The 12381-nt window shown below is 72.7% G+C and carries 12 protein-coding genes; 5 read left to right on the top strand and 7 right to left on the bottom strand.

Annotated elements, in window-relative coordinates; all coding sequences use genetic code 11:
* Positions 1–63: 63 nt before the first annotated feature.
* Together GA0070616_RS09850 and GA0070616_RS09845 are read right to left on the bottom strand one after the other, a co-directional pair.
* Entirely contained in the window at positions 64–1371 is a 1308-nt protein-coding gene (locus GA0070616_RS09850) for an ABC transporter substrate-binding protein (RefSeq protein ID WP_091079764.1), read from the bottom strand.
* A 184-nt stretch (positions 1372–1555) separates the two neighbouring features.
* Entirely contained in the window at positions 1556–2317 is a 762-nt protein-coding gene (locus tag GA0070616_RS09845) for a maleylpyruvate isomerase family mycothiol-dependent enzyme (RefSeq protein WP_091079761.1), read from the bottom strand.
* Between the two features lie 70 nt (positions 2318–2387).
* Here GA0070616_RS09845 and GA0070616_RS09840 point away from each other — a divergent pair, with 70 nt between their 5' ends.
* Complete coding sequence (locus GA0070616_RS09840; protein ID WP_091079758.1) at positions 2388–3479, top strand: UDP-N-acetylmuramate dehydrogenase; 1092 nt, start codon at positions 2388–2390, stop codon at positions 3477–3479.
* Between the two features lie 3 nt (positions 3480–3482).
* Here the strand turns inward: GA0070616_RS09840 and GA0070616_RS09835 are convergent, their stop codons facing one another.
* Complete coding sequence (locus tag GA0070616_RS09835) at positions 3483–3803, bottom strand: hypothetical protein (protein ID WP_091079754.1); 321 nt, start codon at positions 3801–3803, stop codon at positions 3483–3485.
* Positions 3804–4067: 264 nt separating this feature from the next.
* On the opposite strand from GA0070616_RS09835, the gene GA0070616_RS09825 reads away from it, so the two are divergent.
* Positions 4068–4283, top strand: coding sequence for a helix-turn-helix transcriptional regulator (locus GA0070616_RS09825; RefSeq protein WP_245712717.1), 216 nt, complete (start codon positions 4068–4070; stop codon positions 4281–4283).
* Between the two features lie 64 nt (positions 4284–4347).
* On the opposite strand, the gene GA0070616_RS09820 is transcribed toward GA0070616_RS09825, so the two are convergent.
* Both GA0070616_RS09820 and GA0070616_RS09815 read right to left on the bottom strand, forming a co-directional pair.
* Positions 4348–5127 (bottom strand): SAM-dependent methyltransferase, encoded by a 780-nt coding sequence (locus GA0070616_RS09820; RefSeq protein ID WP_091079746.1) that lies wholly within the window; start codon positions 5125–5127, stop codon positions 4348–4350.
* A gap of 4 nt (positions 5128–5131) precedes the next feature.
* Entirely contained in the window at positions 5132–5893 is a 762-nt protein-coding gene (locus GA0070616_RS09815; protein WP_091079742.1) for an SDR family NAD(P)-dependent oxidoreductase, read from the bottom strand.
* A 182-nt stretch (positions 5894–6075) separates the two neighbouring features.
* On the opposite strand from GA0070616_RS09815, the gene mshA reads away from it, so the two are divergent.
* The 3 genes from mshA to GA0070616_RS09800 all read left to right on the top strand — a co-directional run bounded on the left by mshA (position 6076) and on the right by GA0070616_RS09800 (position 9170).
* On the top strand, positions 6076–7422 hold the full coding sequence (mshA, locus tag GA0070616_RS09810; protein ID WP_091079737.1) for a D-inositol-3-phosphate glycosyltransferase: 1347 nt from the start codon (positions 6076–6078) through the stop codon (positions 7420–7422).
* 96 nt (positions 7423–7518) lie between these two features.
* Complete coding sequence (locus GA0070616_RS09805) at positions 7519–8136, top strand: type III secretion system chaperone family protein (RefSeq protein ID WP_425412934.1); 618 nt, start codon at positions 7519–7521, stop codon at positions 8134–8136.
* 80 nt (positions 8137–8216) lie between these two features.
* Complete coding sequence (locus tag GA0070616_RS09800; protein WP_175440022.1) at positions 8217–9170, top strand: hypothetical protein; 954 nt, start codon at positions 8217–8219, stop codon at positions 9168–9170.
* A gap of 380 nt (positions 9171–9550) precedes the next feature.
* Here the strand turns inward: GA0070616_RS09800 and GA0070616_RS09795 are convergent, their stop codons facing one another.
* Positions 9551–10843 carry an MFS transporter gene (locus GA0070616_RS09795; protein ID WP_091079728.1) on the bottom strand — a complete coding sequence of 431 codons (1293 nt, stop codon included), beginning with the start codon at positions 10841–10843 and terminating at the stop codon, positions 9551–9553.
* Positions 10844–10936: 93 nt separating this feature from the next.
* Positions 10937–12256, bottom strand: coding sequence for an MDR family MFS transporter (locus GA0070616_RS09790; RefSeq protein ID WP_091079724.1), 1320 nt, complete (start codon positions 12254–12256; stop codon positions 10937–10939).
* Positions 12257–12381 lie beyond the last annotated feature (125 nt).

The following is a 12381-nucleotide window of genomic DNA, read 5'->3' as shown; positions in this document are numbered from 1 at the left end:
AGCGGACGGCTGCGACGGCCACCTCCGGATCGGCGGGGCGGGGCGGGGCGAGGGGGTGGCGGGCTACTTGGCGGCGGCCTTCTTGGCGTTGTCGACGGCGGCCTGCCAGCCCTGCTCGGGGGTGCGCTGGCCGAGTTCGACGGTGCGCACGGCGTTTTCCACCTCGGTACGCACGGCCTGGTTCTTCGGGCCCATGTAGACCGGCTTGAGGGTCTTGGCGCCCTCACCGAAGATCGTGCCGACGGGCGCGTTCGAGAAGTACGCGTTGGTCGACTCGACGATGGCCGGGTCGTCCAGCGCCTGCGGCGAGGACGGCAGCGGGCCCTTGGCCTTGAACGCGCCGATGTGGCCCTCGGCGCTGGTCAGGAACTTGACCAACTTGATCGCCTCGGCCTGGTTCTTGCTCTGCTTCGGCACGGCGAGGTGCGAGCCGCCCCAGTTGCCGCCGTTGCCGGGCACCCGGGCGATGTCCCACTTGCCCTTGGCCTCGGGGCCGGCGTTGCCCTCGATGACACCGGTCATCCAGGCGGGGCAGGCGATGGTGGCGAACTTCGCCTGCTTGAAGGCCGAGACCCACTCCTCCGACCAGGAGCCGTACTTGCCGGACAGGTTGGAGTCGATGATGTCCATGGTGGTGTCCCAGGCCTGCTTCACGGCCGGGTTGCTGTCGACGACGAGGTTGTTGCTCGTGTCGTAGTAGTGGTAGCCCTGCGCGTTGCCGGCGGTCTGCAACACGATGGTGTTGAAGGTGTTGGTGGCCGCGTCCAGGAACGCCGCCCCGGTCTTGGCGGCGACGAACTTCTCGCCGACGGCGATGTAGTCCTGCCAGGTCGGCCAGAGCTTGGAGACCTCCTCACGGTCGGTCGGCAGGCCGGCCTTGGCGAACAGGTCGGTGCGGTAGCACATGGCCATGCCGCCGACGTCGGTGCCGAGGCCGATCAGCTTCTGGCCGTCGGCGGTGAGGCCCTGGTTCCACTTCCACTCGAGGAAGTTGCCCTTGAGTTCGCCGGCACCGTGGTCGAGCAGGTTGACGAAGTTGTCGGGGTTGGCCTTGTACTCGACCATCAGGCCCTCTTCGATGGCCACGACGTCACCGGCGCCCTTGCCGGCGGCGAGCCACTGGGTCAGCTTCGGCGAGTACTCGTCGAGGTTGCCGCCGGTGCCCCGTTCGACGATCTTCACGCCGGGGTTGGCGGCCATGTACTCCTGGTAGAGCTGTTCGTAGCCGAACTGCCCGAACACGTCGACGGTGAGTGTGATCGTGCCGTCCCCGGCGTCGTCGTCGCCGCCGGCGCAGCCGGCGGTGAGGAGCAGCGAGCTGGCGGCGGCCAAGGCGACAGCCGCGAGGCGGCGGCGCGGAAATGCACCCATTGGGGTGACCCCTTCCCAGGTCGGACGGGTGGTGGTAGGTGAGTTGAGAGCGCTCTCACGTAGGGTGCGCGCCGCCGGCAGCACTGTCAAGAGAGCGCTCTCTCGCAATCCGATCACGAAACAGCCACGGGCGGCCCCCTCCGCGGAGAGAGCCGCCCGTGGCGGTGGACGCGATCCGGCGCGGTCAGCCCGTGCGCACGCCCTCCAGCAGGCTCCGGTCGCCGGTGACGCTCAGCGAGTCGAAGCTCACCCGACCCCACAGCGCCAGCAGCAGGTCGCTGGCGGGGCCGCTGGCCTGCACCCGGGCATGGTGGTCGTCGTGGTCGAAGATGGTCGCCGTGTCCAGCAGGGCCACCCCCTCACCACGTAGCCGCAGGAACCACTCCTGCGCCGCGTCCGTCGCCGTCAACCGCACCACCCCGTGCCACTGGCCGGCCGTCCGCCGCCGCCCGGCGGGCAGCCAGGTGTCCAGCACCTCACCGACCCCGTCGGCCGCGAGCTTCGCCTCGACCGGGTCGCCCGCCCCGATGGCGAGCTGCGCGTCCCACCGGTGCACCGCCGTCTCGTGCGCCATCCGGCGCGGCCAGAAACCCGCCCGCTTCGGCTGCGGCGCCCAGTTCCAGGCCGGGGCCTCCGGGTCGAGGCCGTCGAAGAGCACCATGAGCTGGTCGTACGCCTGCTGCCACAACCCCAGCGCGGTGTCGCCCGGCCTCGGCTCCACCCGCTCCGCACGCGCGGGCGGCGGTGCCGCCGCGCCGGAACCGGCGACCTCGTGCACCCACCGGTAGACGCCAGCGAGATGCAGGGCCAGGTCGGTGACCGTCCAGCCCGGACACGACAACACCGGTGTCTCCGGCGGAGCCTCGGCCACCGCCGCAGCGAACGCCGGGCCGTCCGCCCGCAGGGCGGAGATCCAGAAGTCCTTGGTGCCGTGCAATCTGCTCATCGCCATCCTCCCGGGGGTGACCGGGCCACCAGTGGGTGCCGCGGCTACCCCTCAGCCTAGGGTGAGAGACGTGTCAGACGTCCACGCCCAGCCGACATCAGGAGCCGAACCCGTCACCACGGGTCAACTGTCGCGATACACGACCCTACGCCTCGGCGGGCCGGCCGGCCGTCTCGTCGCCGCGACCAGTGCCGGGGACCTCGTCGCCCGGGTCACCGAGGCCGCGGACCGGGACGAGCCCGTGCTCGTCCTCGCCGGCGGCAGCAACGTGGTGATCGGCGACGCCGGGTTCCCCGGCACCGTGGTCCTGGTCCGCTCGCGAGGGCTGCGGGTCGTCACACAGGACGCCGGCACCGTGACCGTACGCGTCGAGGCCGGCGAACCGTGGGACGACCTGGTCGCCGCCACCGTCGACAACGGCTGGTCCGGCCTGGAGTGCCTGTCCGGCATCCCCGGCTCGACCGGCGCCACCCCGATCCAGAACGTCGGCGCGTACGGGCAGGAGGTCGCCGAGACCATCACCGGCGTCGAGGTGCTCGACCGGGTCACCGGCAGCGTCGGGCGGATCACCGCCACGGACTGCGGGTTCGCGTACCGGGGCAGCGTCTTCAAGTACAGCGACCGCTGGGTCGTGCTCTCGGTGGACTTCCGGCTGACCCGGTCGCCGCTGTCCGGCCCGGTCCGTTACGCCGAACTGGCGAAGGCGCTGGGCGTCGAGGCCGGCGACCGGGTGCCACTGGCCGACGCCCGAGCCACGGTGCTGCGGCTGCGCGCCGGCAAGGGCATGGTGCTCGACCCGACCGACCCCGACACCCGCTCGGTGGGCTCCTTCTTCACCAACCCGGTGCTCGACCGGGCCGCGTACGAGCTGCTGCGCGAGCGCGCGGCCGACGTGGGGGAGCCGCCGGCCTGGCCCGGCGCAGGTGACGTGGTCAAGGTCAGCGCGGCGTGGCTGATCGACAAGTCGGGCTTCGGCAAGGGGTACCCGGGGCCGGAGGGCGTGGCCATCTCCAGCAAGCACACCCTGGCGCTGACCAACCCCACCGGCACCGCCAGCACCCGGGCCCTGGTCGCTCTCGCCCGCGACATCCGCGACGGGGTCCGGGCCCGCTTCGGCGTCACCCTCCACCCCGAACCCGTCCTGGTCAACTGCACCATCTGACGTTCAGCCCTTACGAACGACCTGTCGCCGCCTCTGGTGCCCCGGGTTCCCGATGGCGGGTGCCGGGGCAACCCGCAGCCCGGCCTTCATGACGAACACCTCGCGCTTGTCCGTGGCCAGGCCCCGTGCGTCGAGGACGTACCCGGCAATCCAGATCCACCCGTCGTACGTGGGCTTCGGGTCTGCTGACACCCGCAACCGCAGGGCGCGATCTCCCGCGAACTGCACCGAGCACTCCGCCCCGACGAGCACCACGTCACCCGGCTTCACCCCATCCACCCGCGCACGGCCAGCGGAGGGTGTGGCCGGGTCGTGCCGGGTCATCGGTGTTCACCTGGCCAGTGCCCCCGGTTGATGGGTATCCGGTGTCTGGTTCGGCAGGGCAGGTCACCCCCGCACCGGCAGACCCGCCGCCACTTCACCCACGACCACACCGGCCGATGCCGCCGGGCCAGGGTCATAGCTGCTGCCAGCAGGTACTGGTCGTATCGCACGTTTCGCGGCATGGAGCCACGATCCCGGTCAGCCAGGGGGTTAGTCAACTGGCAATAGCTAATTGACTACCGCGTGTCTGCCTACGTTCAGGGCATGGACCGAGGGCCGGGGCAGCTCATGGGGCCCTACGAGATCGCTCAGCGCCTGAACGTCTCGCGGCAGCGGTTCCAGCAGCTCGCCCGGTACCCGACCTTCCCAAAGCCGTACCAGGAACTGCGCGGTATGAAGGTGTGGCTCGCCGAGGACATCGAGCAGTGGATCAAGGAATACCGGCAACCCCGGCCCGCCGACGAGGACTCGCTGGGCTGATCGGCCAGAACGCAGAGCATCCCGGCTCTGGTGATTCCTCGCGTGCCCTCGGTGCCGGATCGGCTCAGGTGGGGGCGACGGCGGGCCAGGGAAGGGTGACCTCGCCCAGCCGCCAGCGGCGGGGGCCGCCCAGGACCGGCCAGCCCAGGTCGCGTACGGCAGCCACCGTGTGCAGCCAGCGCTGCCGGGGACCGAAGGGGGCGTAGCCGGCGGCGGCCCGCCAGGCGTCGTCCAGGGCCCGGATCAGGTCGTGCACCCGCTCGCCCGGCACGTTGCGGTGGATCAACGCCTTGGGCAGCCGCTCAGCCAGCTCGGCGGGGCTGTGCAGGGTCGTCAGCTTGGCGGCCAGGGTGAGGGTGCGGGGCCCCTCGCCGTCCACCCGCACCCAGCCGCCGAGCCGGCCCAGTTCGTCGCACGTGCCCTCGACCAGCGACCCGCCCGGTGCCAGCCGCCCGGTGACCGTCGACCAGGCGTCGGCGACCTGCCCCTCGTCGTACTGGCGCAGCACGTTGAACGCCCGGACCAGGGTGGGCCGCAGCCCGGCCAGCTCGAAGCCGCCCCGGGCGAAGGTCAGCCCGGGTGGGTCGGCGGCGGGCTGGGCGGCGGCGACGCGTACCGGATCGATCTCCAGCCCGACCACCCGCACGTCGCCGCGGACCGCCGTTGCCAGCCGGGCGCGCAGCTCCACCGCCGTGACGGGGGTGGCGCCGTAGCCGAGATCCACCACCAGCGGGTCCGCCGCCGCCCGCAGCGGGTCACCGCAGGTCTCGACGATCCAGTTGTCCACCCGGCGCAGCCGGTTCGGGTTCGTGGTGCCCCGGGTGACGACGCCGAGCGGCCTCACGGGCTCACCCCCGGTGCACCTTGTGCTGGGCGGCCTGCGCCAGTGGCCGGACGACGAGACGGTCCACGTTGACGTGCTGCGGACGGGTGGCGCACCAGGCGATGCAGTCGGCGACGTCGTCGGCGACCAGCGGCTCGGCCACCCCCTCGTAGACGGCGGCGGCCCGGTCCGCGTCCCCGGCGAACCGGACCATCGCGAACTCGTCGGTGCGCACCATGCCGGGGTCGATCTCGACCACCCGTACCGGTCGGCCGCACAGCTCCAGGCGCAGCGTGCCGGCCACCGCGGTCTGCGCGTGCTTGGCGGCGGTGTACCCGCCGCCGCCCTCGTACACGGTGAAACCGGCCGTCGACGAGACGATCACGACGGTGCCGGCGCCGGACGCCTCCAGCGCCGGCAGCAGGGCCTTGGTGACCCGCAGGGTGCCGAGCACGTTCACGTCGTACATCCACTGCCAGTCGGCCACCGAGCCGGACTCCACCGGGTCCAGGCCCCGTGCCCCGCCGGCGTTGTTGACCAGCAGGGTGACCGGGCCGGGCGCCGCCTGCGCCGTCGCGGCCAGCCCGGCCACCGCCTCGTCGGAGGTGACGTCGCAAGCGACACCGGTGGCGGTGCCGCCGTCGGCGGCGATCCGCTCGACCAGCTCGGCCAGCCGGTCGGTGCGCCGCGCGGCGGCCAGGACGTGGAAGCCCTCGGCGGCGAGCCGGCGTGCGGTGGCCGCGCCGATGCCGCTCGACGCTCCGGTGACGATGGCGACAGGAGTCATCCGACCATTTTCACCCCGCCCACCGGCCCGCCGGCCGCCGGTGCGGCGATGAGTTCCGTCACGCCCCCGGGACCTTGCCGGGGCATTGTGGGTGGGCGATCGGGAAGATGACACGCGGTGTGGCGGTTGACCGAGAAGCGCCGGTCGTGTGGACGGCATGAACCGTGACTGAAGGAGCGGACGTGGCGAGGATGCACACCGGTGTGGGCCGGCAGCGAGGTGCCCGCCCGTGGCCCCGGCGGATCGCGACCGTCTCGGTGCACACCTCGCCGCTGCACCAGCCCGGCACGGGCGACGCGGGTGGGATGAACGTCTACATCCTGGAGGTCGCCCGGCGACTCGCCGCAGCCGGCGTCGAGGTGGAGATATTCACCCGGGCCACCTCCGGTGACCTCCCCCCGGTCGTGGAGATGACGCCCGGGGTGCACGTCCGGCACGTCCCGTCCGGCCCGCTCGAAGGGCTGACCAAGGAGGAACTGCCCGGCCAGCTGTGCGCCTTCACCGCCGGCGTGCTGCGCGCCGAGGCGGCCCGCGCCCCGGGCCACTACGAGCTGATCCACTCCCACTACTGGCTCTCCGGGCAGGTCGGCTGGCTGGCCAAGGAGCGGTGGGGCGTGCCGCTGGTGCACACCGCGCACACCCTCGCCAAGGTCAAGAACGCCCAGCTCGCCGCCGGTGACCGGCCCGAGCCGAAGGCCCGGGTGATCGGCGAGGAGCAGGTCGTCGCGGAGGCGGACCGCCTGGTCGCGAACACCAAGGTCGAGGCCGGTGACCTCATCGACCGGTACGACGCCGACCCGACCCGGGTCTCGGTGGTGGAACCCGGCGTGGACCTGGACCGCTTCCGGCCGCTGCCCGGGGCCGCCGCCGCCGCGCGCCGCCGTCTCGGCCTGCCCGAGCGGGGGTACGTGGTGGCCTTCGTCGGCCGCATCCAGCCGCTGAAGGCCCCCGACGTGCTGATCCGCGCGGTCGCCGAGCTGCGTGAGCGGGATCCGGAGCTGGCCCGGGAGGTCACCGTGGTGATCTGCGGCGGTCCCAGCGGCAGCGGCCTGGACCGCCCGACCGCCCTGATCGAGCTGACCGCCTCGCTCGGCGTCGCCGACCGGGTGCGGTTCCTGCCCCCGCAGACCGGCGACGATCTGCCGGCCCTGTACCGGGCCGCCGACCTGGTCGCGGTGCCCTCGTACAACGAGTCGTTCGGCCTGGTCGCCCTGGAGGCGCAGGCCTGCGGTACGCCGGTGGTGGCGGCGGCCGTCGGTGGCCTGGTGACCGCCGTGCGGGACGAGAACAGTGGCGTGCTGGTCGACGGGCACGACCCGGCCGACTGGGCCCGCGCGCTCGGTCGCCTGCTGCCCGACCGGGCACGCCGGGCGGAGCTGGCCCTCGGGGCCACCCGGCACGCCCGCAACTTCTCCTGGGACCGCACGGTCTCCGGCCTGCTCGCCGTGTACGGCGAGGCCATCGCCGAGCACCGGGCCCGGCTGGCCTCGGAGCTCGCCGGTGGCTCGGCGCTGACCTGTTCCCGCTGAGCTGTCCGCCGAGACCCGGTGTGCGGTGCAGGAGTTCACGGTGGAGCCGGCTCGCCTGGCGGGCCGGCGTCCGCCGCCGACCGTAGAGTGGGTGCGATGAGCGACCTTGGGGCACTGATCGAGTCGGTCTGTGACGAACGTGAGCTCGCCTGGGAGTCCACCGGCCCGGGGTCGTACGCCGTCACCCTGCCCGGCACCCACAAGCTCAAGACGGTCTGCAACCTGATCGTCGGTGAACACGCGCTGCGCGTCGAGGCGTTCGTGATGCGGCAGCCGGACGAGCGGCGTGAGGAGCTGTGGTCCTGGCTGTTGCAGCGCAACGCCCGGATGTACGCCGTGTCGTTCTCCATCGACGCGGTGGGCGACGTGTACCTGACGGGGCGGGTCAACCCGGCCGGGGTCGACGCGGACGAGCTGGACCGGATTCTCGGTGCCGTCCTGACGTACGCCGACGAGTCCTTCGACACGATGCTCGAGATCGGCTTCGGCAGCTCCATCCGCCGCGAGTGGGAGTGGCGGGTCAAGCGGGGCGAATCCACCGCGAACCTGGCGGCCTTCGCGCACCTCTTCGAGCCTTCGTCGCCCGCTCCGGGCGGTTCGACGGCCGGCGGGGCGACCCCGGGCGGTTCGACGGCCGGCGGGGCGACCCCGGGCGGGCGGGGCCCGGACGCCGGGGTGGGTCGTTCCGCCGACGGAGGTTCGGATCGGCCCTGACGGGTATGCCGCACCGCGCGGTGCGGCACTGGGGATCCGCCGCGCGCCGAGGACGGACTGTCGAGGAGCGTGAGCGTCTCATGGCTCAGCGGAACAGCTCGGGTCGCGGCGGGACCGCGACCAGGACGAAGCAGCAACCGGGCAACCAGACGCCGAACACGCCCCGGATCTCCGAGTCGGAGATCTCGCGGCTGCGGGTGGACGAGATCCGGGGGCAACTGCGCCAGCACGGCGTCTCCGGGATTTCCGGGCTGCGCAAGCCGGAACTGGTGAAGACGCTGGCGAAGACGTTGCGGTCAGGTGGGGCGGCCCGTCGTGGCACGGGCCCTGCCGGCCGGGCCAAGGCCACGAAGGCACCAGCCGGCCGCACCTCAGCGGCGAAGAAGACGGAATCTGCTCGCGCATCCACAGCGAAGGCCGCGCCGGATCGCGCCAAGGCTGCGCCGGGTCGCGGGGCGAAGGCCGCGCCGGGTCGGGCCAAGGCCGCGCCGGGTCGGGCCAAGGCTGCGCCGGGTCGCGGGGCGAAGGCCGCGCCGGATCGGGCCAAGGCGGGAGCGAAGAAGGAGTCCGCCGGTCGGGCGGAGAAGACCAGGGCCAAGAAGGCTCCTGCCGGGGGCGGTGCCGCGAGGCGGGGAGCACGAGAGGCGGCGGGAAAGGGCAGTGGCGTCCGTACGGGGCCGGCCACCTCGCGTTCGGTACGGTCCTCGCAGGTGATCAGCTCGCTCGCCGACCGGCCGGAGCGGCCGGGTCGCAGTCTCGTCACCACCAACCACGACGTGATCCGCCGCTGGGCGCGGGAACGCGGTGCCATGCCGGCGACGATCAGCGGCACCGAGCGCCCGGATCGTGCCGGGGTGCTGACCTTCGACATGCCGGGTTACCGCGAGGGCGGTCGGATCCGTGCGATCAGTTGGGACGAGTGGTTCCGTACGTTCGACGAGCGTGGGCTCAACCTGATCTACCAGGAGCAGTTGCGCGACGGCCGGCAGAGCAACTTCTTCCGGACCGAGTCACCCGCTCGGGAGGACGGCTGAACGTTTAGGGGGACGGTCGACGGGTAGACGCTGTGTGCGCCACCGTGACCGGGCGCCATGGGCCCGGAGTGCCGCAGGACACGTGCTGTGACGGGCGAGACAGGCGCTGAGGTTGAACCGGAATACCAGGTCGAACTAGCTTTATTGAACCGCGCCACGCTCGGAACCGTTCGGGGGAGCGGTGGATCGATCAGATCCGTGCACCGAGCGAGGTGTCGGGGGACGGGTGGACCACACCGTTGGGGGACGGTGCCCACCTGTTTGGACCGGCGGCGTGAGCGGGCGACGCTTACGGGGGTGAGTGCCGCCCGCCGCCGCCGGTCGTACGCGCGGACGCCCGCCACGATCGGTCGTGGCGGGCGTTCCTGCGGCCGGGACGGTCACGACCGGCCCGCCGGGGTCGCCTCCCGCCGCTCGACGTCCCGCAGACGCAGCGCGGCGACCCGGCGTTCGCGGGCCGGCCCGGCGAGCAGGTGGCCGCCGGCGGCCAGCAGTCCCGCCGCGCCGACGATCAGCCAGTGCCGGTCGCCGAGGTGCTGCAGACTGAACCCGCCCAGGGTGGGCGCGACGAACGACGCCGCCGGGAACGCGAGATAGAAGACGGACTGGTAGCGGGCGCGCAGTGCCGGTGGGGCCAGGTCGGCGTTGATCTGGGCGTTCGGCGGTGCCGCCAGCATCGAGCCGACCGTCCAGACCACGCAGGCGCCGAGGTAGACGGCGAGGTCGTCGGCCACCGCCAGCGCGCCGAAGCCGAGCGCCAGCAGCGCGGTGGACGTGGCCAGCACGCGGTCCTTGCGGTGCCGGTCGATCAGCCGGGGCACGAACAGTTGCCCGGCGACGATGAGCACCCCGCCGAGGGCCACCACCGCCCCGTACGCCGAGGGTCGCAGCCCGTCGGCGCGCATCGCCAGCGGCATGATCGTGGAGGTCTGCATGGTCAGCACGGCCAACACGAAGGTCAGCCCGACGAAGGTCAGGAAGATCCGGTCGGTCAGTGCCGTGCCCAGCCCCGGTCGGCGCGTCCGCCCGGTCGCCCCACCCGGCGGTGGGGCGGGACGGGGCGTGCTGGCGGAGGGCCGGCGGCGGGGCAGGGTCTCGGGGACCTTCCAGGCGATCAACGCGGCGGTGGCGAGGGTGGCGGCGGCGTCGACCAGGAACAGCGCGACGTAACTCGCCTCGGCCAGCACCCCGGCCAGCAGGGAGGCCACGGCCATGCCGAGGTTGAAGGCCCAGAACTGGAGGTTGAAGGCGCGGGACCGGCGGTGCTCGGGCACCACGTCGACGATCGCGGCGACGAAGGCGGGGCTCGGCATCGAGTGCGCGACCCCGACCAGCGCGGCGAGCACGGCGATCGCCGCCAGGTGCCGGCTGAACGCCAGCCCCACCATCAGGGCACCGGTGACCAGGTGTGCCGCGACCAGGGTGGCGCGTCGGCCCCACCGGTCGGCCAGGACGCCGCCGAGCAGCACCCCGGCCGCGCCGCCGGCCCCGTACGCCCCGACCACGATGCCGGCCACCGACTCGCTGGCGCCGCGGGCGGCGGTCAGGTAGAGCGACAGGAAGAGCATCGCGAACGCACCGGCACGGTTGATCAGGAGGCCGGCCCAGAGGTACCAGAAGGTGGCGGGCAGCCCTCCGGCGGTGTCGTCCAGCCAGCGGCGCAGGCCCCGCACGGGTCCTCCAACAGGTTAGTTAACTAACAGTTGCGCCCCTGACCGTAGGAATCCCACGGGCCGTGCGCCAGCGTGTCGTGGGTCACCTGCGGGTCAGCCGCGGTTCGGCACCTTCGCCGGGCCGGTCGCGGCGGCCTCGGCCACCGCCGGAGCCGGGGGCTGGACCGCGACCACCGGCGTGACGGTTCTCCCGACCTGCCGCAACGCGCTCGCGCGCCGCTCCCGCGCCGGGCCGGAGACCAGGTGGGCCACCGTCGTCAGGACGCCGATCGCCGCGCAGCCGAGCCACAGGGCGCTGTTGCCGGCCTGTTCCCGCACCACGCCGCCCAGCACCGGGGCGACCGCAGCCGCGACCTGCCAGGAGAGCGAGAACACCCCCTGGTAGCGGCCCCGCAGCTCACTCGGCGACAGTTCGGCGATCAGGGTGGCGTTGGACGGTGAGTTGAGCATCTCGCCGACGGTCCAGATCAGGACCGTCAGGCCGTAGAACCAGGCGACGTCGGCGAAGGCGGTCAGCCCGAAGCCGAGCCCCATCACCAGCGTCGCCATGGCGAGCACGTGCGACCTGTTGCGGCCCTTGACGAGCCGGGGCACGAAGAGCTGGCCGACCACGATCAGCACGCCGTTCAGTGCGATCACCGAGCCGTACGTGGCGGGGGACAGGCCCGAGTCCGCCATGGCGATGGGCAACATCGAGATGTGCTGGAGGAAGACCAGCGCGGCGAACAGGTTGAGCACCACGAAGCCCAGGTAGACCCGGTCGCGGAGGATGGTGCGCAGCGCACCGGCGCGGGCCCGGCCCACGACCGGTGCGGCGACGGTGACCGTGCGGGTCTCCTTCACCTTCACGAAGATGATCAGCGCCGTGACCGCCGTGGTGGCCGCGTCGACCACGAAGAGCAGCAGGTAGCCGGCCTCGGCGGCGACACCGGCGAGCACCGCGGCGCAGGCGAAACCGAGGTTGACCGCCCAGTAGTTCAGCGAGAAGGCACGCAACCGGTCCTTCTCCGGCACCACGTCGATCATCATCGCGCCGAACGCCGGGCGGGCCGCCTCGGCGAACATGCCGAGCAGCAGCGCACCCAGGGCCACGGTGGGCAGGTCGCGGGCGAAGCCGAGGGCGAGCATCATGCTCGCCGCGCCCAGGTGGGCGGTGAGCAGTGTCGGCCGGCGGCCCCAGCGGTCGACCAGGGTGCCGCCGACGGTGGTGCCGACCGCGCCGCCGACGCCCCAGAGGCCGAGCACCAGGCCGGCCTGGGCGGCGGAGAAGTCGCGTGCCTGGGTCAGGTAGATGGCGAGGAAGACCAGCACGAACGAGCCGAGCCGGTTGATCAGGGTGCCGGCCCAGAGATACCAGAAGGTGGTGGGCAGCCCGCCCGTCGTGTCCCGCAACCAGTCCCGCACCGTCCGCACCTGGACGCCCCCGATTCGTAATGACCGCTCATCCCCAAGCGCCTTACAACCTAGTGTCGGGGCCGATCTCCGGTCACCGGAGTTTCCACGTGGTGGTCGTCACCACCCTTGCCGCGCGGCCGGGA

The sequence above is a fragment of the Micromonospora nigra genome, assembly GCF_900091585.1.
Classification (GTDB): domain Bacteria; phylum Actinomycetota; class Actinomycetes; order Mycobacteriales; family Micromonosporaceae; genus Micromonospora; species Micromonospora nigra.
This window is presented reverse-complemented; position numbering and strand designations above follow the sequence as displayed.